The organism is Actinomyces glycerinitolerans (assembly GCF_900098745.1).
GTDB classification, from domain to species: Bacteria; Actinomycetota; Actinomycetes; order Actinomycetales; family Actinomycetaceae; genus Actinomyces; species Actinomyces glycerinitolerans.
This window is the reverse complement of the sequence record NZ_FQTT01000014.1, coordinates 52,052-74,828: the sequence shown is the minus strand read 5'-3', so window position 1 is coordinate 74,828 and position 22,777 is coordinate 52,052. Positions and strand designations below refer to the sequence as shown.

The 22,777-nt window shown below is 70.3% G+C and carries 17 protein-coding genes; 3 read left to right on the top strand and 14 right to left on the bottom strand.

Going from position 1 to position 22,777, the window contains the following annotated elements; translation table 11 throughout:
• Positions 1-123: 123 nt before the first annotated feature.
• Positions 124-1,608 (bottom strand): alanine/glycine:cation symporter family protein, encoded by a 1,485-nt coding sequence (locus tag ACGLYG10_RS13110; RefSeq protein WP_073332894.1) that lies wholly within the window; start codon positions 1,606-1,608, stop codon positions 124-126.
• Between the two features lie 633 nt (positions 1,609-2,241).
• On the opposite strand from ACGLYG10_RS13110, the gene ACGLYG10_RS13105 reads away from it, so the two are divergent.
• Positions 2,242-3,480 carry a hypothetical protein gene (locus ACGLYG10_RS13105; RefSeq protein WP_139240996.1) on the top strand — a complete coding sequence of 413 codons (1,239 nt, stop codon included), beginning with the start codon at positions 2,242-2,244 and terminating at the stop codon, positions 3,478-3,480.
• A 169-nt stretch (positions 3,481-3,649) separates the two neighbouring features.
• Here the strand turns inward: ACGLYG10_RS13105 and ffh are convergent, their stop codons facing one another.
• From ffh to smc, 6 genes are all read right to left on the bottom strand, one after another.
• Positions 3,650-5,350, bottom strand: coding sequence for a signal recognition particle protein (gene ffh, locus ACGLYG10_RS13100; RefSeq protein WP_073332889.1), 1,701 nt, complete (start codon positions 5,348-5,350; stop codon positions 3,650-3,652).
• Positions 5,351-5,511: 161 nt separating this feature from the next.
• The gene (locus ACGLYG10_RS13095; RefSeq protein WP_073332886.1) at positions 5,512-5,859 is read right to left on the bottom strand and encodes a P-II family nitrogen regulator; all 348 of its coding nucleotides are present in this window, start codon (positions 5,857-5,859) and stop codon (positions 5,512-5,514) included.
• A gap of 3 nt (positions 5,860-5,862) precedes the next feature.
• On the bottom strand, positions 5,863-7,185 hold the full coding sequence (locus ACGLYG10_RS13090; protein ID WP_073332883.1) for an ammonium transporter: 1,323 nt from the start codon (positions 7,183-7,185) through the stop codon (positions 5,863-5,865).
• Positions 7,186-7,310: 125 nt separating this feature from the next.
• Positions 7,311-8,498: a signal recognition particle-docking protein FtsY gene (gene ftsY / locus ACGLYG10_RS13085; protein WP_073332880.1), complete on the bottom strand. Its 1,188-nt coding sequence runs from the start codon at positions 8,496-8,498 to the stop codon at positions 7,311-7,313.
• 72 nt (positions 8,499-8,570) lie between these two features.
• Positions 8,571-8,924, bottom strand: coding sequence for a hypothetical protein (locus ACGLYG10_RS13080; RefSeq protein WP_073333241.1), 354 nt, complete (start codon positions 8,922-8,924; stop codon positions 8,571-8,573).
• Between the two features lie 134 nt (positions 8,925-9,058).
• Complete coding sequence (smc, locus tag ACGLYG10_RS13075) at positions 9,059-12,802, bottom strand: chromosome segregation protein SMC (RefSeq protein ID WP_073332878.1); 3,744 nt, start codon at positions 12,800-12,802, stop codon at positions 9,059-9,061.
• 323 nt (positions 12,803-13,125) lie between these two features.
• Here smc and ACGLYG10_RS13070 point away from each other — a divergent pair, with 323 nt between their 5' ends.
• Both ACGLYG10_RS13070 and ACGLYG10_RS13065 read left to right on the top strand, forming a co-directional pair.
• On the top strand, positions 13,126-14,085 hold the full coding sequence (locus ACGLYG10_RS13070) for an ABC transporter ATP-binding protein (RefSeq protein WP_073332875.1): 960 nt from the start codon (positions 13,126-13,128) through the stop codon (positions 14,083-14,085).
• A gap of 3 nt (positions 14,086-14,088) precedes the next feature.
• A complete protein-coding gene (locus tag ACGLYG10_RS13065; protein ID WP_073332872.1) occupies positions 14,089-15,351 on the top strand; it encodes an ABC transporter permease in 1,263 nt (420 codons plus the stop codon).
• Positions 15,352-15,500: 149 nt separating this feature from the next.
• Here ACGLYG10_RS13065 and ndk read toward each other — a convergent pair whose 3' ends face one another.
• The 7 genes from ndk to ACGLYG10_RS13035 all read right to left on the bottom strand — a co-directional run bounded on the left by ndk (position 15,501) and on the right by ACGLYG10_RS13035 (position 22,765).
• Positions 15,501-15,935, bottom strand: coding sequence for a nucleoside-diphosphate kinase (ndk, locus tag ACGLYG10_RS13060; RefSeq protein WP_073332869.1), 435 nt, complete (start codon positions 15,933-15,935; stop codon positions 15,501-15,503).
• A 189-nt stretch (positions 15,936-16,124) separates the two neighbouring features.
• Positions 16,125-17,975 (bottom strand): bifunctional folylpolyglutamate synthase/dihydrofolate synthase, encoded by a 1,851-nt coding sequence (locus ACGLYG10_RS13055; protein WP_073332864.1) that lies wholly within the window; start codon positions 17,973-17,975, stop codon positions 16,125-16,127.
• A 193-nt stretch (positions 17,976-18,168) separates the two neighbouring features.
• The gene (locus tag ACGLYG10_RS13050) at positions 18,169-19,011 is read right to left on the bottom strand and encodes an HAD-IIA family hydrolase (protein WP_073332862.1); all 843 of its coding nucleotides are present in this window, start codon (positions 19,009-19,011) and stop codon (positions 18,169-18,171) included.
• A 50-nt stretch (positions 19,012-19,061) separates the two neighbouring features.
• Positions 19,062-19,883, bottom strand: a complete 822-nt coding sequence (locus tag ACGLYG10_RS13045; protein ID WP_073332859.1) for an aldo/keto reductase — start codon at positions 19,881-19,883, stop codon at positions 19,062-19,064.
• A 37-nt stretch (positions 19,884-19,920) separates the two neighbouring features.
• Positions 19,921-20,316, bottom strand: a complete 396-nt coding sequence (locus ACGLYG10_RS16055) for a hypothetical protein (protein ID WP_139240995.1) — start codon at positions 20,314-20,316, stop codon at positions 19,921-19,923.
• Positions 20,300-21,634, bottom strand: a complete 1,335-nt coding sequence (locus ACGLYG10_RS13040; protein WP_073332856.1) for a polysaccharide biosynthesis tyrosine autokinase — start codon at positions 21,632-21,634, stop codon at positions 20,300-20,302. The genes ACGLYG10_RS16055 and ACGLYG10_RS13040 overlap by 17 nt, the downstream gene beginning before the upstream one ends.
• Positions 21,635-21,823: 189 nt before the next feature.
• Positions 21,824-22,765, bottom strand: coding sequence for an ATP-grasp fold amidoligase family protein (locus ACGLYG10_RS13035; RefSeq protein WP_073333239.1), 942 nt, complete (start codon positions 22,763-22,765; stop codon positions 21,824-21,826).
• Positions 22,766-22,777 lie beyond the last annotated feature (12 nt).

Sequence of the window (22,777 nt, the reverse complement as noted above, 5' to 3'; positions counted from 1 at the left end):
ACCGCACCGATTCGGTGCGAGATCGCCCACAGAGCACGCCGCGGTCCGCCACTCCCCCGAACCGAGTGGCCCCCGCTTACGGCGCGGCGGCGTCTCCCGCACGGCGGCGGCACCGGGACCGGTTCAGATCTCCTCGTGGAGGCTGTCCTGTCGCAGAATGGCCCGGTCGGCGGTCCAGACGTCGCCGTCGAGCTCACCGGGCAGCAACGGGTTGCCGGAGGCGATGAACACCGGCTCGGCCACGCCGTCGCGCATCTGGGCGTCGTAGTCCCTCAGCGTGGCCACCACCCAGCCGGACAGCCATAGCACCGCCACCAGGTTCAGGATCGTCATCAGCGCCAGGGCCACATCCGCCATCACCCAGGCCAGATCCAGGGTGACCAGCGCACCCAACCCGGTGGCGACCGTCATGGCCAGACGCAGAGCAACGCCGGCCTGTTGCCCGCCGCCGAGGTAGCTGACGTTGATCTCGGCGAAGGCGGAGTAGCCCAGCACCGAGGAGTAGGCGAAGGTGAGCACCACGAAGCTCATGAACCAGATGACCCAGTTGCCGGGCACGGCGTCGCCCAGGGCGTGCTGTACCAGGGTGGTCTCCGCCCACTGCGGCTCTACCCCCGGCGCGTAGACCGCCGGAGAGGACAGCAGAATGGTCAATCCGGTGGCGGTGCAGATCAGGATCGTGTCCACGCATACGCCCAGCGCCTGGATGAGCCCCTGGGTGACGGGGTGGGCGACGTCGGCCGTGGCGGCGCCGTTCGGGGATGACCCCTGGCCGGCCTCATTGGAGAACAGGCCGCGCTTGGTCCCGTTGAGGAAGGTGGCGAAGATCCCGCCGCCGGTGCCGGCCAGGCCGGAGCGCAGGTTGAAGGCGCCGGCGAAGATGTCCATAAAGGCGCCGGGCACCCGGTCGATGGATACAACGATGACCACGAGTACCACCACCAGGTAGGCCAGGGCCATCAGTGGGACCAGCCACTCGGTCACCTTCGCCACCATCCGCATGCCGGCCAGGAGGATCGGGGCGGTCAGCGCCATAAGCACGATCGCCGTGACCGAGGTGCTCACGCCGTGCGCCTCACGCAGGGTCAGGGCGATGGTGTTGGACTGCACCATCGGGAAGATGAGCCCGTAGGAGAACACCAGCATCACCGCGAACACGACGCCCATGTAGCGGCCCAGGCCACCGCCGATGCCGCGCTGCATGTAGTAGGCGGGACCGCCGCGGAAGATGCCGTCGACGTTGCGGACCTTGAACACCTGGGCCAGGGTCGACTCGGCGAAGCTGGTCGCCATGCCGAGGATCGCCACCACCCACATCCACAGCAGGGCGCCCGGGCCGCCGAGGGTGACGGCCAGGGCCACGCCCGCAATGTTGCCGGTGCCCACGCGCCCGCCCAGACCAATCACGAAGGCCTGGAAGCTGGACAGGGAACCGCGTTGGTGACGGGAGTGGGCCACGAGGCGAAGGGCGCGTACGAAGAGCCGCAGCTGGACGGCGCGCGTGCGCACGGTCAGGTACAGGCCGGTGCCCAGGAGGATCCAGATCAGAATATTGCCGGAGACGAAGCCCTCGAAATTGGACAGGGCTTCGGTGAGTGCAGCGGACACGGTGGTTTCCGTCCGTCGGGGATGGCGGGGCGGGTGTGAGGTTACCGCAGACGGCGGGCGCAGATAGCCGACGTGCAAGGAGTGGGACGCAAGTCCGAGACCGAGTGTCATGATCGGGGACAAACGCCTGCCGCCGGCTCGGTCTCCGATCGTCGAGCCGCATGACTCCAACGAGTCTGAAACCGAGGATCGGTACTCCAAGCACGTTTGTCCCGGATTCGGACAATCCACCGGCACGCTTGACCATACCGTAATGTTTGGGGCATGAGTGTGTTCTCCCGACGCGGTATCCGTCCTCCCGGCGCCCCCAGGTCTATCCGCCCGCCACGTCAACTGATCGGCTCCAGCCCCGTGCGCCCGGCAACCGCGGATGGGGAGCCGACCGCCCCCACACGGCCGAGCCCTCCAGCCGGTAGCACACCCCGCAACTCACATGGCCTCAACCAACCGCCGCGCAACACGGGCAGCCTGCCGCAGTACGTATCAAGCCGCAGACGCTCACGGACTCTCCCCGCCGGCATCATCGCTGTCGCCGCAGTCGTCATTGTGTGCGCCAGCGTTCTCGGCAACCGGTTCGGGTCAGCCACCGAAGCTGAAATCACTCCTAGCCCCGCATCCCCCACGCCCCGCACCGTGAACGCCGTCGTGGAACCACCCGCACAAACCGGCTGCTCGACGACGGCCGTCCTGGACACCCCCACCGACCCGACCGGCTGGGCGGAGGAATGGCGCCTGGACAGTGGTCGAGGCGATTTGCTGGACGTGCCGAACTGGCAGGCGTTCTCCGCCGGAGACTGCCTGGTGATCGTCTCCGAACGACACCTGGACACGCCCGCCAAGGTCACCGGTTATCACCTCACCAGCACGGGCGCCGAGGAGCTCTGGACCCGCTCCGGCGATGACCCTGACGGCAAAGACATCAACAGGCTGTACCCGGGTGAGTACGCCCAGTGGTGGGGCGGGTATCTGGCGACCGGGCGCCTGCTGCTCGACCCGTCGACCGGCGACCTGACCCAAGCTCCCTGGGCCGATGAGTCAGGCGTCGTCATCTCCATTGCCGAGGAACTGGCCATCAATTGTCGCCACGCCTACAGCAGCTCCGCCGCCACCTGCTCCGCCTGGGACTGGAATGATGGCAATCCATCACAGCGGTGGAAGCAGGACTATGAGGAAGACATGGTCTATCCGACTATCGGCTTCGGAATGAGCGGCAACGTACAGGATGGCTCGCTCGTGGCCAATACGGAATCCGACGCCGAAAACACCCGCACCTACACCCTGATGTCTCTGGCGGACGGCTCACTTCACGGTAACTGGCCCAGATCAACGGACGCCGGCGGCTTCCCCGTATTCATTCCAGCACGTGACGGCTGGCTGCTGCTGTCCAAATCCCAGAATCAGGCCGCATTGATCACTTCAGGCGGGGAGGAGGGACAACCGTTCCCGGTCATCGCCGAGCTCCCCACGGTGCTGCTGACCGACGGCGAGCTGCCAATGCTCGCGCAGTTGCGCGCCGCCTACCGCGACGGAGACTTCGACTGGGCGGATGTGGTCCTGCAGTGCCGGGACACTTCTGCGTGCACATTGAACGGGAACGAGGTTGACCTGCCCGAAAGCGTGCTCATAGATACGTATCTCCAAGGCGGCTACTACCAGAGGATGGCGGCACTCACCGCCGATGGTCGCAGCCTGGTACTCCGTTCACGGCCAAATGTGAACGCATGGGCCATTGTCTTCGACACGGAGTCGGGAGAGGTGCTGGTCCCGGAGTATTCGCAGGATCGTTCCAAGGGCCGAGCCCTGGTACGCACGACCGATGACCTGATCCTCATGGGCGTCGATTCCGAGGTAATCGCCTATACCCCGTCCTGACTGATTCGAACGCCGTTCCGGGCTGTGCGCACACGCCGGTCCGCCGGCGGCTCCGCCCGCTCGGGAAGCGGGCGGAGCCGGAGTCCGCGTGACGCATCGGTTTTGCCGATCGGGTCCGGACGGCGAAAGACCGACGAGCCCCTTGCCGTGCCGGTGGCCGTCGGCGGGCTTACAGGCCCAGGTGACGGCGCAGATCCTCCGGCAGGGCGGCCATGGCGTCGGCCACCTCGTCGTCACTCGACTGCGGCTGGGGCTGTGAGGCGTTTGCCGCCCCCTGCCCCGGCATAATGCCGTAGCTGGGGGCCGCCGCGGCTGGCTGGCCCAGTCCGAAGGCGGAGCCGGCCGGGGCGGGCGCGGGGGTCTCCACGGCGCCGTCGGCCCTCTGCGCGCGGGCAGCGGCCGCCTCACGCGCCTGCCGGGCGGCCTTGGCGGGGTTGCCGGAGCGCCCCTTCTTGCCGCCCTTGCGCTTCTTGCTCTTGGGGGCCTGCCGGGCCTTGGCCCGCTTGCCGGTGGAGGGCAGCGAACCCATGCCCGGGACGCCGCCGGGACCGCCCATGGCGCCCGGGCCGCCGCCGGCCGTCATGGCCTCCATCATCTTCTTGGCGGCCTCGAAGCGGCTGACCAGCTCGTTGACGGCCTGCACGGTGGTGCCCGAGCCCTTGGCGATGCGGGAGCGGCGCGAGCCGTTGAGGATGGACAGGTCACGGCGCTCGGCGGGGGTCATGGAGCAGACGATCGCCTCGATGCGGTCGACCTCGCGCTCGTCGAAGTTCTCCAGGGCCTCGCGCATCTGCCCCATGCCGGGCATCATGCCCAGCAGCTTCTTCATCGACCCCATCTTGCGCAGCTGGCGCAACTGGGACAGGAAGTCGTCCAGGGTGAAGGTGCCGGAGGCGAGCTTGGCGGCGGCGTCCTCCGCCTCCTTCTCGTCGAAGGCCCGCTCGGCCTGCTCGATCAGGGTGAGCAGGTCACCCATGTCCAGGATGCGGGAGGCCATGCGGTCGGCGTGGAAGCGCTCGAAGTCGTCCAGGCCCTCGCCGGTGGAGGAGAACAGGACGGGGGCCCCGGTCACCCCGCGCACGGACAGGGCGGCACCGCCGCGGGCATCGCCGTCGAGCTTGGACAGCACCACGCCGGTGAAGCCGACCCCGTCGCGGAAGGCGACGGAGGTGTTGACGGCATCCTGACCGACCATGGCGTCCAGGACGAACAGGATCTCGTTGGGGCTGACCGCGTCGCGGATGCGGATGGCCTGGTCCATCATCTCCGCGTCGACGCCCAGGCGGCCGGCGGTGTCGATGACGACGACGTCGTAGCCGTTTGCCCGCCCCTGCTCGACGCCGCTGCGGGCCACCGCCACCGGGTCGCCCACGCCATTGCCGGGCTCGGGGGCCCACACGTCCACGCCGGCGCGCTCGGCCACCACGCTCAGCTGGGTGACCGCGTTGGGGCGCTGCAGGTCGGAGGCGACCAGCAGGGTGCGCTTGCCCTGCTGCTTCAGCCAGCGGCCGAGCTTGCCCGCCAGGGTGGTCTTACCGGCGCCCTGCAGACCGGCGAGCATGATGACGGTGGGGCCGCGGTCCGCCCAGTTGAGCTCGCGGGATTCGCCACCGAGCACCTCGATCAGTTCGTCATTGACGATGCGGACGACCTGCTGGGCCGGGTTCAGGGCCTGCGAGCGGGCGGCGTCCTTGGCCTTCTCCCGCACGGCGGCGGTGAAGGAGCGCACCACCGGCAGGGCGACGTCGGCCTCGAGGAGGGCGCGGCGGATCTCGGAGACGGTGGCGTCCACGTCCGCTTCGCTCAGGCGGCCCTTGCCGCGCAGCGAGTTGAACGAGGCGGTGAGCCGGTCGGAGAGGTTGCCGAACACGCGGGGTCCTTCCTTGGCGCCGGGGCGCAGGTGGTTGGAGGAACGGATGGTGCGCGCCGACGCCGGGGCACGGCGCACGCTTCAGTTCAGGATAGCGGGGAGGGCCCGCGCCGTCCCACCCAAGGGGACGTGCGGGCCCTCACGGCGATGGCCGGGCGGCGTCAGATCGCGGCCTCGCCGCGCTCACCGGTGCGCACCCGGACCACCTCCTCCACATCGGTCATCCAGATCTTGCCGTCGCCGAGCGCACCACCACCGCTGGAGCGGGCAGCGCCGGAGATGGCGCCGATGATGGCTTCTACCTGCGCATCGGTGGTGAGGATCTCCAGGCGGAGCTTGGGCACATAGTCCACCTGGTACTCGGCGCCGCGGTAGACCTCCGTGTGCCCCTTCTGCCTGCCCGCGCCCTGGGCCTCGGAGATGGTCACGCCGCTGCTGCCTGCCAGTTCCAGCGCGGAGATGACGGCGTCGAGCCGGTAGGGCTGGATGATTGCGGTGACGAGTTTCATGGCTCAGGCCTCCTCGGCTGCGGCGGTAACGGGACGGTGCTCCCGGCGGGCGACGACGGTGGCCAGGCGGCCGCCGGTGAGCGACTCGTAGGCGGACTCGTAGTGCTCCGCCTTGTCGGCCCCCAGGTGCTCAGCGTCGGCGGACAGCCGCCAACCGCCCGGGGTGCGGGAGACGATGAACCAGCACAGGGTGGTGATCACCAGGCTGAACCCGACGGCGACGAGGGCGACCAGCACCTGGACGACCAGCTGGGCGGGGCCGTGCCCGTACAGCAGCCCGGTGTCCGCGGAGAGGAAGCCGACCAGGACCGTGCCCGTGAGCCCGCCGACCAGGTGGACGCCGACGACGTCGAGCGCGTCGTCGTAGCCGAAGCGGTACTTCAGGCCCACGGCCATGGCGCACAGGGCGCCGCAGATCACGCCGAGCACCAGCGCGCCCACGGGAGTGACGGAGCCGGCGGCCGGGGTGATGCCGACCAGGCCCGCGACGACGCCGGAGGCCGCCCCCAGGCTGGTGGCGTGGCCGTCGCGCAGGCGCTCGACCAGCAGCCAGCCCAGGACGGCGGCGCAGGTGGCCGCGGAGGTGTTGACCCAGGCCAGGCCGGCCAGGCCGTCCGCGGTGAAGGCGCTGCCGGCGTTGAAGCCGAACCAGCCGATCCACAGCAGGCCGGAGCCGAGCATGGTCAGGGGCAGGTTGTGCGGCCGCATGGGCATCCGCCCGAAGCCGCGGCGCCTTCCGATCAGCACCGCCAGGACGAAGCCGGCGACGCCGGCGTTGATGTGGACCACGGTGCCGCCGGCGAAGTCGATGGGCTCGGCGATGGAGGCGAACCAGCCGTCGCCGGACAGGGCGCCGCCGCCCCAAACCATGTGGGCCATGGGGAAGTAGGACAGGGTCACCCACAGCGGCACGAAGGTCATCCAGGCGCCGAAGCGGGTGCGGTCGGCGATGGCGCCGGAGATCAGGGCGACCGTGATCACCGCGAAGGTCATCTGGAAGGCGACCCCGACGATGACGGGCACGCCGTAGTCGTCGAGCAGGAACTGGCCGGATGAGTCGGTGATGGCGCCGTGCAGGCCGAGTTGGTCGAACGGGTTGGCCAGTATGCCGGCGATGTCGGTGCCGCCGTAGGACATGGACCAGCCGTACAGGATGTACAGGACGCCGACGACGGCGGTGCCGCCGAAGGACATCATCATCATGTTCAGGACCGACTTGGATCGGCTCATGCCGCCGTAGAAGAGCGCGAGCGCGGGAATGGTCATGAGCAGCACGAGCGAGGCGCTCACCAGCATCCAGGCCGTGGCTCCGGTGTCGAGGACCATGAGATCTCTCCCTTCAGTGTGCGAGGGGTTCGCACAGGAGGGAGCCAATCAGGGGCGCGTTCGCCGCCGGTGACGCGCCGGTGACGCGTGCGTGTCAGCACCTTGCAAGGTATTGCAACGGTGTTTCAGGCGAGCAGGGCGTCTACGAAGCCCTCGGGGTCGAAGGGCGCCAGGTCGTCCGCACCCTCGCCGAGCCCGACGAGCTTGACGGGCACGCCCAGCTCCCGCTGCACGGTGACGACGATGCCGCCCTTGGCGGTGCCATCGAGCTTGGTCAGCACGATGCCGGTGATGCCGACCGCCTCGGAGAAGACCTGCGCCTGGCGCATGCCGTTCTGCCCGGTGGTGGCGTCCAGCACCAGCAGCACCTCGCCGACGGGGGCGACCTTCTCCATGACCCGCTTGATCTTGCCGAGCTCGTCCATGAGTCCGGCCTTGTTCTGCAGGCGGCCGGCGGTGTCCACGAGCACCACGTCCACGCCGTCGCGGGCGGCCGCGCGGGTGGCGTCGTAGGCGACGGAGGCGGGGTCGGCGCCCTCCCGTTCGGAGCGGACGACCTCGACGCCGACGCGCTCGCCCCAGGTGGTCAACTGGTCGGCGGCGGCTGCGCGGAAGGTGTCGGCAGCACCCATGACGGCCGTCCTGCCATCGGCGACGAGCACCCGGGCCAGCTTGCCGCAGGTGGTGGTCTTACCGGTGCCGTTGACCCCGACCATGAGCACGGCAGCGGCCGGCTCGCCGTCGGCGGAGTTCCAGCCCGCGGCGGGGGTGGGCTTGGCCAGGTTCAGGGAGCGGTCCATGGACGGATCGACCAGCTTCAGCAGCTCTTCGCGCAGCACCCCCCGGATGGCGGCGGGGTCGGAGGTGTCCAGGACCTTCGCCTGGGTGCGCAGCTCGTCCATCAGGGAGGTGGTGACCTCGATGCCGAGGTCCGAGGTGAGCAGGGTGTCCTCGATCTCCTCCCAGTCGGCCTCGGTGAGGTCGCCACGGGACATGACGGCGAGGACGGCCCGGCCGAAGCCGCCGGCGCCGGCCAGGCGCGAGCGCAGGCGCTGCATGCGGCCGGGGATGGACTCGGGGCGCTCCAGGGTGGCGGGCGCGGCCGCCTCCGGCGTCGGCCCGGCCGGGGTCTCCGCTTCGGCGGGGGCCTGCTCCTGCGGCGGGGCGAGCAGGATGTCGTCGGCGCTGGTGGGCTTGTGAGCACTAACCTCCGGCGGCACCTCTCCGCCGCGGTTGCGCCCCGCGTAGAACCAGATACCGCCGGCGACGGCGAGTACGACGACGACGATGAGGACGATCAGCAAGGGATCCATGATCCCATCATGCCTGATCGCCTACGGGGGCCGGCAAGTGCGTGCGCCCGACGCCGGGCGCCGGCAGGGGCGCTAGTGCTGCGCCGCCGTCTCCCGGGTGCGGCGGGCCGCGGCGGCGTCCTTGTTGCGACGCACCTCGGCGGCCTTGGACTCGGCCGTGTCCATGGCCTTCTCGACCACGTCCACGAGTCCGGAGAAGGACTCGGTGCCCACGTATACGGCGGAGTCGTCCCGGGTCATGAGGTCCTCAAGGCGGGCGTCCTGCGGCACCACCTTGACGGGCTCCTCCTTCTCACGGGCCACCCCCGCCAGGTCACGCAGCCGGTCGCGCCAGGTGGCGACCGGGTAGCGCTCGGCGACGACCAGGCCGAGCACGATCAAGGCGGCGACGAGGACGACGGCGAGGGGGAAGATCATGGAACCCATGGGCATAATTGTGCCTTCCGTTTGTCACAATGCCGCCAAGGTGGGCGCGCTGTGTCGCCCACCGGACAGCGCCGTGTTGGTCACAGTCGGTCACGGTTACCCGCGCCGGCTGCTCGCCCACATGCTGAGCCCGGCTACTGGGCGGCGGATGAGAGCCGTTGGGAAACCGCCTGAGTCACGCCGTCGCGCATGGTGATGCCGTACAGGGCGTCGGCGATCTCCATGGTGCGCTTCTGGTGGGTGATGATGATCAGCTGACTGGAGGCGCGCAACTCGGTGAAGATGTCCAGCAGCCGCCCCAGGTTGGTGTCATCCAGGGCCGCCTCCACCTCATCCATGACGTAGAACGGCGAGGGCCGGGCACGGAAGATCGCCACCAGCAGCGCCACGGCGGCCAGCGAGCGCTCCCCACCGGACAGCAGCGACAGGCGCTTGACCTTCTTGCCGGCGGGGCGGGCCTCAATGTCGATGCCGGTGGTGAGCATGTCATCGGGGTCGGTGAGCACCAGGCGCCCCTCGCCGCCGGGGAAGAGCCGGTCGAAGACGATCGCGAACTCGCGGGCGGTGTCCGCGTAGGCCTGAGTGAACACCTCCTGCACGCGCTGGTCCACGTCTTCAACGATGCGCATCAGGTCGGCGCGGGACTGCTTGAGATCGGCGAGCTGCTCGGCCAGGAAGCGGTGGCGCTCCTCCAGAGCCGCGTGCTCCTCCAGGGCCAGCGGGTTGACCTTGCCCAGCCGCGCCAGGTCCCGGTTCGCCCGCGCCAGCCGCTTCTCCTGCTCGGCGCGCACGTAGGGCCGACCGGTCGGGTGCGCGGCGGGCTCGGACCGCCCCGTCCGGGTGTTCTCCTGCGCGTCGGGCGCGTCGGCGGCGCCGTCCCGGTCGGCAGCGGCCTCGGCGGCGGCTTCCGCCTCCGCATCCGGCACGAGCATGTGGGGACCGTACTCCTCCACCAAGGGGTCCAGCTCCAGGCCAAGCTCGTTCATGGCGCGCTCGGCCAGATTCTCCAGGCGCAGCTTCTGCTCGGCGCGGGCGATCTCGTCGCGGTGGGCGGCGTCGGACAGGGCGGCGAGTTCACCGGCCAGAGCATCCAGCTGCTTGCGCACATCGGCGGCCGCGGCGGCGGCATCGGCACGCTCGGCCTCGATACGGGTGCGTTCGCTCTGGGACTGTTCGACCCAGGTGCGAGCGGTCTCGGCGGCGGTGCGGGCCTGGTCGCGCACCTGCGCCGCCGTTGCCAGCCGCGCCTTGCGGGCCTGCTCCGCGCGGGCGGCGGCGGCGCGCTGCTCGCGTTCGCGCCGGGCGGCTCGGCGCAGGGAGTCGGCGCGGCCGCGGCCGCTGCGCTCCCGCTCCTCTGCGGTGCGCAGGCTCAGCCGCGCCTCCGTCTCGGCGGTGCGGGCCGCGGAGGCGGCTGTGGCAGTGGTCTCACGGGTGGCGCGAGCGGCATCGATGGCGGCGTCGAGGTCATTCTCCCCGGTGGGTGCGGCCCTGCCTCCGGGCGCGGACAGGACCGCCGGCGCCTGGTTCTCGACCTCGGCGAGGGCGGCCTGGGCGGTGGCGAGTTCGGCGGCGCGCTGCGCGGCCTCCGCCTCGGCGCGCTCCAAGACGCGGTGGGCACGACCGGTCTCCTCGCGGGCGGCGCGGGCCGCGGAGTTCAGCCGGGCGCGGTTCTCGGCCACGCGAGCGGCCTCGGCGTCGGCGGCGCGCAGCCGCTCCAGCGCGGTGGCGACGGCCTTGCGCGCGGCGGCCTCCTCGGCGCGGGCGGTATCGAGCTCGTCGGCGGCGGCGTGCTCGGCCTCCTGCGCGGCGGCGGCGCGAGCGGCGGCCTCGTCGTGGGCAGCGGCCAGGGCGAGCACGGAGGAGGCGCCCTCCCCGGCGCCGGTGGCCCAGGTGGGGGCGAGCACGTCGCCGTCGCGGGTGGCGACCACGGCGCCGGGTTCGGCGGCGCGCAGGGCCTGGGCTGTCTCCAGGTCGGGTACCACCCAGGCGTCGGCCAGCAACGCGTTGAGGGTGCGGGTCAGCGCGGCGGATTCGGCGGTGACGAGCGCGGCGGCCGGCCGAGCACCGGCGGGGGCAGCTTCCGGGACCGCGGGTTCGGCAGCGGGCGGGTCTGCCGCGCCGTCGGCGTCGGGACCGGAAATGATCAGCCGCAACCCGCCGCCGTCTTCGCTGCGGGCGTGGGCGAGGGCGGCGACGGCGGCGTCGGTGTCGGCGACGACCGCGGCTCCGGCCAGCTCGCCTAGCAGGCCGGCCAGGGCCTCTTCCCAGCCGGCGGCTACCGTGACCGCGCCGGCGAGCGGGCCGAGTATGCCGGGCAGGCCGGCGTCGGTCAGGTCGGCGGTGGCATCCTGAGCGCGCAGGGACAGTGCGAGGGCGTCACGGCGGGCGGTCCAGGTGGCCAACTCGGCGGCCGCCTCACGACGGGTGTCGGTGGCGGTGGCGACGACGTCGCGGACGGCGTTCAGCGCGGCGGTGGCCGCCGCGTGGGCGGCGGCGGCACGGGCCTGCTCGCCGGCCGCGGTGTCGGGCCGGTCGGCGTCGGCCGATGCTTCGGGGCGGTCCGCGTCGGCGGACGTGGCCTCCTCCAGGGCCCGGAGGGCGGCGGCGTCGCGCCCCTCCGCGGCTGCCAGAGATGCCCGGGCCTGCTCGACGGCGGCGCGGGCGGCCTCGTGGCGGGAGCGGGCCGAAGCGACGCGGCCCCCAGCGCGGGCCAGCAGCTCGCGATGCTCGGCGCGCCGGGTCTGCAGCGCCGCGAGCGCCTGCTCGGCGGTGGCGGCGGCGGCCTCGGCGTCGACGCGTTCGGCGGTGGCGTCCGTCAGCGCGGTACGGGCGGCCTCAATGGCGGCGGCCAGTTCCGTCTCCTCGGCGGCGGCCTCCTGGGCCCGGCGCTCCAGTTCCTCCGGGTCGGTGCCGACGGCGGGGCCCGGCGCGGCGGCCAGCCCGCGCACGCGCTCCGCGGCGACGTCGGCCAGGGCGGCCAGGGATTGGGCGGCGCCCGTCAGCTCCTCCCAGGTGGCGGTGGCGCGGGCCAGCCGCTGCCCGGAGGTGGCCTCGACGGCGGTAAGTTCTTCCAGCCGGACGCGGGCGACTCGCTCGGACTCCTCAATGCCGGCGCGGCGGCGGTCCAGGCGGGCCCGATCCTCCTGGCCGGCGTCCAACAACGACTGGACCTGCACGACGTCGTCGGCCAGCAGCCGGGCGGTGGCGTCGCGGACCTCCGCCTGGATGACGTGGGCGCGGCGGGCGACGGCGGCCTGCCGGGCGAGGGGGCCGAGCTGTCGATGCAGTTCGGCGGTAAGGTCGGTGAGCCGGGTCAGGTCGGCTGCCATGGAGTCGAGTTTGCGCAGCGCCCGCTCCTTGCGGCGCCGGTGCTTGAGAACGCCGGCGGCCTCCTCGATGAAGCCGCGCCGCTCCTCCGGGGTGGCGGTGAGCACCGCGTCGAGCTGTCCCTGACCGACCACCACGTGCATCTGCCGGCCCATGCCCGTGTCGGACAGGAGTTCCTGGACGTCCAGCAGGCGGCAGGTGTTGCCGTTGATCTGGTACTCGCTGCCGCCGCCACGGAACAGGGTGCGGGTGATGGTCACCTCGCTGTAGTCGATGGGCAGGGCGCCGTCGGTGTTGTCGATCGTCAGGGAGACCTCGGCGCGGCCGAGCGCGGGGCGGGAGCCGGCGCCGGCGAAGATGACATCGGCCATGGAACCGCCGCGCAGGTTCTTTGCGCCCTGCTCCCCCATGACCCAGGTCAGGGCGTCCACCACGTTGGACTTGCCCGAGCCGTTGGGGCCGACCACGGCGGTGATGCCCGGCTCCAGGCGCAGGGTGGTCGACGAGGCGAAGGACTTGAATCCCTTCATCGTCAACGTCTTGAGGTGCACACGCCAACGATAGCGGGAAGCGGGCGAAAACCCGCAGTCCGCCGCCATGAACACGCGTTTGCGTCAGGCTCACGAGTTTTAGAGCTTTGCGGGCGCTGCGCACGTGCAAACCTCTAAAACTCGTGTATTCGAGAGGAAGGCGTGTGCGTCTGGCGCAGAGGGATGTTCTTGACGCACCGGCGTACGCGGTGCCCGGCGCTTCGCCCCTCACGGCGGTGGGGACAGCGAGCGCTCCAGCAAGCGACCTTGACACCAGCGCTTGCGGTCGAGCAGACTCTCCACGTCAAGCGGACTTAACACTACCCATCCCGATTGGAGTGCCCGTGCTCGACATTGCGAACCTGTCCAAACGCTTCGGGAGCCTGCAGGCTCTCGACGCCCTGTCCCTGCGCCTAGGTGACGGTGAGATCGTGGGCTTCGTGGGTGCCAACGGCGCCGGCAAGTCCACCACCATGCGCATCGTCATGGGGGTGCTGACCGCCGACGCCGGCTCCGTGACCTGGGACGGCGCGCCGGTGGGTGCCGCCGAGCGTCGTCGCATCGGCTACATGCCCGAGGAGCGCGGCCTGTACCCGAAGATGAAGGTCGGTGAGCAGCTGACCTACCTGGCCCGCCTGCACGGGGTGACGGCCGACGCCGCCCGGCGGGCCGGCGAGCAGTGGACCGAGCGGCTGGACATCGCCGCCCGGCGCGACGATGAGGTGCAGAAGCTCTCCCTGGGCAACCAGCAGCGCGTCCAGTTGGCGGCCGCCCTGGTCTCCGACCCCGACCTGCTGATCCTGGACGAGCCCTTCTCCGGCCTGGATCCGGTGGCCGTGGACGTGATGAGTCAGGTGCTGCGCGAGCGGGCAGCGGCCGGGGTGCCCACGCTGTTCTCCTCCCACCAGCTCGACGTCGTGCAGCGGCTGTGCGACCGCGTGGTCATCATCCGGGAGGGCCGGCTGGTTGCCGACGGCACCGTGGCCGAGTTGCAGGCGGGCGCCGAGCCGCGCTGGCGCGCCGTCGTCGAGGTCGCCGGCGAGCCCGATGCCGCCGTCGGCGCCGCCACCGCCATGCTGGCCGGAACCCCCGGAGTGGAGGCGAGCGCCGAGCCCATTGCCGAGGGTGCGCGGGTGACCGTCGTGGCCGGCGGCCCCGACGAACAGCGATTGTTGGAGGCGGCCCAGCGCCTGGGACGGCTGCGCGAACTGGGGCCCGTGACCCGCCCGCTCACCGAGATCTTCCGCGACGTGCTTGCCGCCCCCACCGCATCCCCCGCCCCCACGACCGGACAGGAGGCCTGAGCCGTGCCCGCCCCCGAACACTCCAACACCACCATCTCCCGCTCACAGGAGATCCGCCTGGTAGCCGGCCGCGAGCTGCGCACCCAGTTGTTCAAGCGCTCGGCGGTGATCTCCACACTCATCATGCTGGTCCTCGCCGTCGGCGGCATCCTCGTGGTCGCCCACCTGACGGGCGGCGAGGACGAGCCCTACCGGCTGGGCGTTTCCGCGCCCGATGCCGAAACAACCACGGCACTGGTCTCGGTCCTGGGCCAGGTCAGCGACAGCAACGGCCTGACCGTCCAGGTCACCGATGTCTCCGACACCGACGCCGAGGCGGCGCTCGGCATCACCACCGATGACGGCGACGTGGACATGGTGCTCGACCTGACCGGCCCCTCCCCCGCGCTGAAGGTCAGCGAGGAGGGCAACGCCGACCAGGCGGTGGTCGCCGCCGTAACGAACGTGCTCCAACAGTCGGCCCTGTCCGAACAGATCACCGCCCTGGGCGGCGAGCCCACCCAGGTGGCGGCATCGGTGGCGGGGGCCGTGCCCCAGGTGGAGGCCCTCGACCCGCCCGACCAGGACTCCGCCGACTTCGGCGCACGCTACTCCGTCCTGCTGATCGTCGACATCCTGCTGTTCATCATCGTCATGGGCGGCGGCCAGACGATCGCCATGGGCGTGGTGGAGGAGAAGTCCAGCCGCATCGTGGAGATCCTGCTGGCCTGCGTGCGGCCCACCTCCCTGCTGGCCGGCAAGGTGATCGGAACCGGCACCGCGGTGCTGGTCTCCTACGGGTTGATAGGGATCATCGCCGGCGTGACGGCGAAGCTGAGCGGCGTACTGCCCGAGGGCGCGGTCGACATCGATACCGTGCTGGTCGCCATGATCGTTTGGATGATCGTCGGCTACGCGATCTACGCGGTCGGCTACGCCGCCGCCGGCGCGCTGGTCAGCCGCCAGGAGGACGTGGCCAGCGCGGTCATGCCGCTGACGATGACGCTGATGATCCCCTACGTGCTCTCCTTCGTGATGGCGCTGGGCGACTCCTCATCCCTGCTGTACCGCGTGCTGGCCTACCTGCCGCCCTTCTCCCCATTCCTGATGCCGGCGCGGCTCGTGCTCGGCGTCTCGTCCTGGGGCGAGCAGGCGGCAGCACTCGTGCTCGCACTGGTGTTCATCCCGGCATTCGTGTGGCTGTCGGCGCGGATCTACACGCGGGCCGTCACGCGCACCGGCGCCCGGGTCCCCCTGAAGGAGGTCCTGTCCCGGCGTCCCGCCTGACAGCGGGCCCGTTCCCCGTCCCCTCACCGCATCGCCCCCTCACCGAGGTCGGCGGATGTTACGTACCGAGGTCGGTCTGAACGGCATGTGGGGTCGCCACCGCACTGGTGGCGACCCCACATGCCTTCCCGCTGCGTCCGCAGCTCGGTTCAGTTCGCCAGCTCGGGGAACCAGATCGCGATCTCACGCTCGGCGGAGGCGGGCGAGTCCGAGCCGTGCACCAGGTTCTGGATGGCGTTGGTGCCCCAGTCGCGGCCGAGGTCTCCGCGGATGGTGCCGGGCGCCGCGGACGTCGGGTCGGTCGCCCCCATGAGCGAACGCACCCCCTCCACCACGCGCTGTCCCTCGGCGACGGCAGCGACGACCGGGCCACGGGTCATGTACTCCACGACCCCGGGATAGAAGGGCTTATCGACGTGCTCGGCGTAGTGGGCAGCCAGAACCTCGGCGGTGGGGAGCACCAGTTTCAAGGCGGTGAGCTCGTAGCCCTTGGCCTCGATGCGGCGCAGGATCTCGCCGACCAGGTGCCGCTCCACGGCGTCGGGCTTGAGCAGGATGAGGATGCGTTCGGGGGCGTCAGTCATGACGTTCCTTCTGTCGTAGCGAGGACTGGAGAGCGTCCGCAGGCGCAAATGCCGACGGTCCGACCGAGTGTAGATGGTTCCGGCGACGCGTAGTGCCGGGTGCGGCGCCCCGGACGCGCCGGGACGGGCCATCATCTCCGACCAGGCCTTCCTGGACTGGGCGGCGCCCCGGACGCGCCGGGGCGGGGCTCAGGCCTTGCCGAACAGGGCGCGCGCCTCGGCGGCGAGCACCACGGACCCAACAATCAACACCCCGGAGGCAGTCATCGGGGCGTCGAAGCCCTCGGACAGGTTCACCGCCTGCTCCACACCGGCCGCCAGCGTGGGGGCCACCACCACCCGATCCGCGCCGAACACCTCGCGCGCAACCGCACCCAAGTCCTCCGTGTCCATGGCACGTGGGGAGTCAATGGGCACGCACACGACGGCGTCGCAGGCCGGCTCCAGGACGGACAGAATTCCCTCCACATCCTTGTCCTGCATGGCGCCGACGACGGCGACCAGGTGCTGGAAGCCGAAGGCCTCCTCGACCGCCGGGATCAGGGCGGCGACGCCGTGGGGGTTGTGACCGGCGTCGACGATCACGGTCGGGCTGGAGCGCAGCACCTCCAGGCGACCGGGGCTGGTGACGGAGGTGAAGCCGTCCTCGACGATCTTGGCGGGCAGGGGCCGGCCGCCGAAGACGGCCTCGGCGGCAGCCAGGGCGAGCAGGGCGTTGTGGGCCTGGTACTCCCCGTGCAGGGGCACGAACACGTCCTCGTACACGGCGGCGGCCGTGGCGAAGGCAACCATCTGGCCGCCCACCGCCAGGGCGCGGTCGAGCACGCGCAGCACGCCGGCGTCGGGGGCCTCGGGGTCCTCCTCCGGGTCGAGCTCACGACGCCACACGACCTGATGCTCGGCGGCGGCCGCGGCGATGACCTCCTGCACCGGCTCAAGCTGCCGGGAGGAGATCAGCGTGGCGCCATCCTTGATGATGCCCGCCTTATTTGCGGCGACCTCCTCCAGGGTGGTACCGAGCCAAGCGGCGTGGTCGAGCCCGATCGGGGTGATGACCTCGACGTCGCCGGGAACCACGTTGGTCGAGTCCCAGGTACCGCCCATGCCGACCTCGATCACCGCGACGTCCACGGGGTGGTCGGCGAAGGCGGCCAGTGCCATCACGGTGAGCACCTCGAAGAAGCTCAGCCGCGGCCCGCCGGCGGCCCGGGAACGGGCGTCGACCATCTCGATGTAGGGGGCGACGTCCTCCCAGGCGGCGATGAAGTCCTCCTCGCTGATGGGCTCACCGTCCAGAGCGATGCGCTCACGGATGGTGGCCAGGTGCGGACTGGTGAAGCGCCCGGTGCGCATGCCGGTGGCGGCCAGCAGCCGCTCGGTCATGCGAGCGGTAGAGGTCTTGCCGTTGGTGCCGGCGATGTGCACGATCCGGTAGCTGTGCTCGGGGTGGCCCAGGATGTCGAGCACGGCGGCCACCCGGTCCAGCGAGGGCTGCACCTGGTGCTCGGGAGCGCGGGAGAGAATCTCCGCCTCAACCTCACGCAGTCGCTGGGACACTTCGACGGCGTGGGCGGCCGCGGTCAGGTCGGCCCGGTGACGCTCGGCGTCGGAGCCGACCGCGGCGTCCGGGGTGGTATCGGGCAGGACCGGTTCCCAGTCCTCCCAGTCGTCGTTTTTATCGTCGTCGACCTCCGCCAGCAGGGCGTCCAGGCGCTCGAGGTCGCCGCCGGGCACCATGTTGGCGGCCACCAGCTCGCGCAGGGCCGCCAGGTCCTCCGCCTCGGCCTGCGCGCGGCTGCGGTCGGCGGCCGCATCGGCGTCGGCAACCTCGGCCAGAGACCGCCCGTCGGTGGCGTCGGCAGCCTCCAGATATGGCAGCAGGTCGGGGTCGATACCGGAGTGCGTACCGCCGGGCCCGTAGACGGCGTCGACGACGTCCTCCCCGCTGGCGCCGGCGGGGATGCCGAAGGCCGCGCCGGGGTGTGACTCGGCCTGGCCGCCGGCGTGAGCACCCCGGTCGTGTTGCTGCTTGCTGCTCATGTGCTGCTGTTCCTGCTTCCTGCTCGACGACGCGGGCCAGCCTAGATGATCGGCTCCGGGGAGGGCGGGGCAGGTGCTGGCGCCCTGACCGGAACCGGAACCGTATTGACCGGCCCGGTGGTAACAACGACCGATCTCGGTGGTTATTTCTACCGACCTCGGCGAGAGGCGGTGGCCTCGGCCACCCGGCCTCTCAGCGCTCGGCCTCGACCAGCTCGATGAGTTCGCCGATGCCCCCATGGATGCCGAAGGGCCGGAAGGGGAAGGCCTCGACCTGCTCCAGAGTGGTCGAGCCGGACAGCACCAGGTGCGTGCGCAGGCCCGCCTCGACGCCCGCCTGAATGTCGGTGTCCATGCGGTCCCCCACCATTGCGGCCGCCTCGGAGTGGGCGCCGATCTTGTTCAGCCCGGCCCGGATCATCACCGGGTTGGGTTTGCCGACGAAGTAGGGGGAACGACCGGTGGCCGCCTGGATCATGGCCGCGACGGCGCCGGTCGCCGGCAGCGTGCCCTCGTCCGAGGGGCCGTTGACGTCGGGGTTGGTGGCGATGAACTTCGCCCCGCCCTCGATCAGCCGGATGGCGCGGGTGATGGCGTTGAAGTCGTAGGTGCGGGTCTCCCCCAGGATCACATACTCCGGGTCCTGGTCGGTCATGATGTAGCCGGCGCCGTGCAGCGCCGTGGTCAGACCGGCCTCGCCGATCACGTAGGCGGTGGAGGCCGGGGACTGCTGGGTCAGGAAGGCCGCCGTGGCGTTGGCGGAGGTCCAAATGCGCTCCTCGGGCACGGAGAGCCCGGAGCGGGCCAGCCGGGCGGACAGGTCCCGGTTGGTGAAGATGGAGTTGTTGGTCAGCACCAGGAAGGGCATGCCCTTGCGCTCCAGGGCGTCCAGGAACTGCTGCGCGCCGGGCAGGGCGCGGTTCTCCCGCACCAGCACACCGTCCATGTCGGAGAGCCAGGCGGTGACCGGGGGCATTTCGTCGAGCGGCAGCGAGGCGGTGGTCGCGTCGTCGGCGGGAAGCGTTGGTGAGGCCATGGGGTAATCCTGCCATTGCGTTCCGCCGGCGTGCGTACCGCTGGCGCGGCTCAGTAGTGTTCCTCCGTGGACATCGCGGCAGGCCATCCGCTTTGAGAGCGCTTGGCGTCCTGGGCTCGGATCGCGCCGAGTTCCTCGTCACTGAGCCGGAAGTCGAAGATGTTGAGGTTCTCGCGGATGTGCTCCGGGTTGAGCGACTTGGGGATCGACACGATCCGGTTCTGCGTGAGGAAGCGCAGCAGCACCTGCGCCGGGCTCTTGCCGTGGGTCCGGCCTATCCGCACCAGGACCGGATCGCGGAGCATGCCCGACTGCCCCTCGCCGAGCGGCGACCAGGACTCGTGGACGATCCCGTGGGAGGTGAGGAAGTCGTGCATGCCCCACTGCTGCCAGTACAGGTGGGTTTCGATCTGGTCGACGGCGGGGACGACGTCGGCTGTGTCGATGATCTCCAGGACCTGCTTCCGGTTGAAGTTGGACAGGCCGATCGCGCGCAACTGGCCGGTCCGGTACGCCTCCTCCAGAGCCCGGTAGGTGCCGCGGCTGTCGGCATTGGGCCAGTGGATGATCATCAGGTCGAAGTAGTCCAGCCCGGCGGCCGCTAGGGAATCCTCGATGCCCGCGCGGGTGGACCGGTAACCGCTGGTCTGGGTCTTCGAGGTCACGAAGACCTCCTCGCGGCCAAGCCCGGATGCGCGTACCGCGGCCCCGACCTCGCGCTCATTGCCGTAGTTCTGAGCGGTGTCTATGAGCCGGTAGCCGGCGTCCAGGGCGTCGGCAACATGGCGCTGGGTCACGCGCCGCGGGGTCAAATAGGTGCCGTAACCCAGCACCGGCATCACCACTCCGTTGTTCAGTTCGACGTACTCCATGGGAATTGGTCCTGTTCGGTTGAAGTGTTCCTGGTTCTCAGATCGACTTGCCCAGCTCGTAGGCCTGCCGGGGATTGTCACCGAGCCGGCTGACCAGCCGGGCCCCGCCGGCATGGATACACCCATGGTCGCGCCAACGCACGTAGTCGGTGAGCATCCAGTGGTAGACGGGATACTCCGGTTTGTGGGAGTGGGTGGCGCGCGCCCGGGCGCCCCGCCGGGGGACGGAATGTCCGAATCCGGCACAAAGGCCGTCGACGACCGCAGGGGCCGATTTGAAAACCGCATGATTCCAACGTTCTTCCCACGGCCGCCGGCGACGGCGGAGTCGATTATGCCGATCCTGGACACTTTGGGCCACCACGCACGGGATCGCCCCGAAGCCGGTCGCCTCGCGCGGGTCAGGACTTTCGGCGTCACTGATCAGCAGCACGTCTACGCCCGCGGCGGGATGCCGGCGCGCGGTTGAGGACGGTTCCAAGTACCTCGGCTCCGCCCTGCTCGACTGCCAGCACCGCATCGTTCAGGTCCTCGCCGGTGGTCCGCGCCGATCGCACGACCATCAGGACCCCGTCGGCTTGTTCGGCGAGAATCGCACCGTCGGTGAACTGCAGCAGCGGCGGCGAGTCGATGATCACCGTGTGTGCAGTACTCAAACGCTGCAAAAGTGCGGACATGTCGGCGGACGCAAGCAGCTCGGACGGGTTGGACGGAGTCGCGCCGGCGGGAAGAATCTCCAGCCCGGGCGTGGAGGTGCTCACCAGTACCTCCTCGGGGCTCGCCGCACCCTCCAGCAGTTGCGACAATCCGGGGCCGTCCTCGGGCAGTCCGAGAACGTGGGCCAGGGAAGGGGCGCGCAGGTCCCCCTCGACGAGGACGACCCGCCGTCCCAGCGCGGCCATCACGCGGGCGAGGCCTACCGACACCGTCGTACGCCCCTCCTGCCTCCTCGCCGAGCTCACGACCAGTACCCGGATGTCGCCCTTCGGTCCGACGTGAAGCAGATTGGTCCGCAGGCGACGCAGCTCCTCCTCGGTATCCGGGTCGGCACCCCGCAGCGGGCCGTCCTCGGCGATCGACCTCGACGATGGGACGGCGCCGAGTGGCGCGGCGCGGCCGGCTGCGATGACAGCCTTCGCGCCGTGCAGGCGCCTGTCCGACAGCTCCCGGAAGATGATCCACAGATATCCGAGCACGAGGCCGCCGAGCGCGCCCAGACCCAGGTAGGCCCAGGCGTTCGGCGAACGCGTGACACCGGAGAGTCTGGAGGGAGTCATGAGGATGACCTCCACCGGCGAGGTCTCGCCCTCGAGCTCGCTGACCTCCTGCGCGGCCTGGAGGACCGCCTCGTCCGCGACCGAGCGCGCCTCGGCCGCGGAAGTCGCCGTCGCCGACACGCTTACGGTAGCCGTGTCCTCGGCGTGCGTCGCCGTCAGTGACTGAGCGACACTCGCGGCCGTCGCATCCAGACCAAGCGCGTCCACGACCCGCTGGCCGACCGCCTCCGAGGTGAAGACGGGAACGATCGCCGTGATCTTTCGGGGTGCCATCTGGGTTGCGGCGTAGTGCGCCTCCGTGTCGTCCTGCGCTCCGACGGGCACATTGACCCGGACGTAGGCGACTGCGGAGGCGGTGTAGGTGACCGGCGTCACCCGCACCACGACGGCGGCGGCAAGCACGCAGGCAACAATCACCGCCAGCAGCACGCCGGCGCGCCGACGAGTCAGGGATATGAAGCTCTCCAGCGTCATTTCGCATCACCGACTTAGGATCACGACAGGGGGGAACGGCGCCGTCAGACGCAGAAATGTAGTCTTCAGGGAGCACGTGAACGAACACGCCGAGCCTAGCACGCAAGATCCCCAAGCACCTTCATGGCGAGCGAACTCCACTCGCCTTGGCATGTGACCGCGCCGAACAGCGGATCGGCGCCGCAGCGTTTACAGCATGACCCCCTTAAACGGCTTCTTTGACGGTAGAACGAGCCTGTCACCAAACTCCAGGTTGTAGCAAGCGGGCCGGAAATGGGCCAGGCCGTCCGCGTCCGTGAAGGTAATCTCCCCGAAGTAGACGCGTCCGTCCACCTCATAGAAGTCGATTCTGGCGCAGGCGAACCCCTTGCCGAGCCGCTCGGCGACGGCGAGCATCTCATCGAGCCGCTCCGGAGCCGGCACATCCCCAGAACAGCGCGATTCACAGATGTACTCGAACGGTGCCCTGGTCCAGTCAGGCAGGTAGGTTCCCCGGCACACGCCGTCCGGGCCCCGGTCGACAGTGAACGCGAACTGGACGACGCCGTCGAAGGTCATGAACTTGTAGTCCCGCAGCCCCCCGGAAGCGTCCTGCAGGTATTGCTCGCACACGATCCGCGGCTCGCAGAACTCGTAGTGCATTTCGAAGCCGCCCTTCATCGCCTGCCGACGCTTCAGCCAACCCTCCAAGCGGCGCCGACAACCGGCAACGTCGAGCTCGCGCTTGTCGCGGACGACGATGTTCCAGCCTGAGCCATGAGTGGCCTTGAGGACGAAACTGTCGGGCAGCGCGTCGAAATCGATCTGCTCGGGCGAGTCCCAAACACCCAGCAGGGGAACCAGGTAGTCCTCCCCCACCGTTGCGCGGACCCACTCGCGCACAAGGTACTTGTCGGCGAGACGACCCTTGAGCGGGGTGGAGTCATAGAGCTTGAGCCAGTTGATCTTGTCGGTCATCGAGCGGGGATGGTCCAGATCGCAGGCGCGTCCCTTGAGCAGGCAGTGCCACCGCTTCAGCTCGGCGCGGTACCGAGAAGGATCGAGACCGCAATTGCGCCGGTAGACGGCCTCCTTCAGCCAGGTCTGTGCCGAGCCGGGCATAACGGCCACGGCCACGCCTTTGACGCTCACGATCAAGACTCC

Bases quoted from the DNA above. Each gene is read 5' to 3' on its own strand.
- ACGLYG10_RS13095 (WP_073332886.1), bottom strand. From the start codon at position 5,859: ATGAAACTCGTCACCGCAATCATCCAGCCCTACCGGCTCGACGCCGTC.
- ACGLYG10_RS13090 (WP_073332883.1), bottom strand. From the start codon at position 7,185: ATGGTCCTCGACACCGGAGCCACGGCCTGGATGCTGGTGAGCGCCTCG.
- ftsY (WP_073332880.1), bottom strand. From the start codon at position 8,498: ATGGATCCCTTGCTGATCGTCCTCATCGTCGTCGTCGTACTCGCCGTC.
- ACGLYG10_RS13080 (WP_073333241.1), bottom strand. From the start codon at position 8,924: ATGGGTTCCATGATCTTCCCCCTCGCCGTCGTCCTCGTCGCCGCCTTG.
- ndk (WP_073332869.1), bottom strand. From the start codon at position 15,935: ATGACTGACGCCCCCGAACGCATCCTCATCCTGCTCAAGCCCGACGCC.
- ACGLYG10_RS13055 (WP_073332864.1), bottom strand. From the start codon at position 17,975: ATGAGCAGCAAGCAGCAACACGACCGGGGTGCTCACGCCGGCGGCCAG.
- ACGLYG10_RS13050 (WP_073332862.1), bottom strand. From the start codon at position 19,011: ATGGCCTCACCAACGCTTCCCGCCGACGACGCGACCACCGCCTCGCTG.
- ACGLYG10_RS13045 (WP_073332859.1), bottom strand. From the start codon at position 19,883: ATGGAGTACGTCGAACTGAACAACGGAGTGGTGATGCCGGTGCTGGGT.
- ACGLYG10_RS13040 (WP_073332856.1), bottom strand. From the start codon at position 21,634: ATGACGCTGGAGAGCTTCATATCCCTGACTCGTCGGCGCGCCGGCGTG.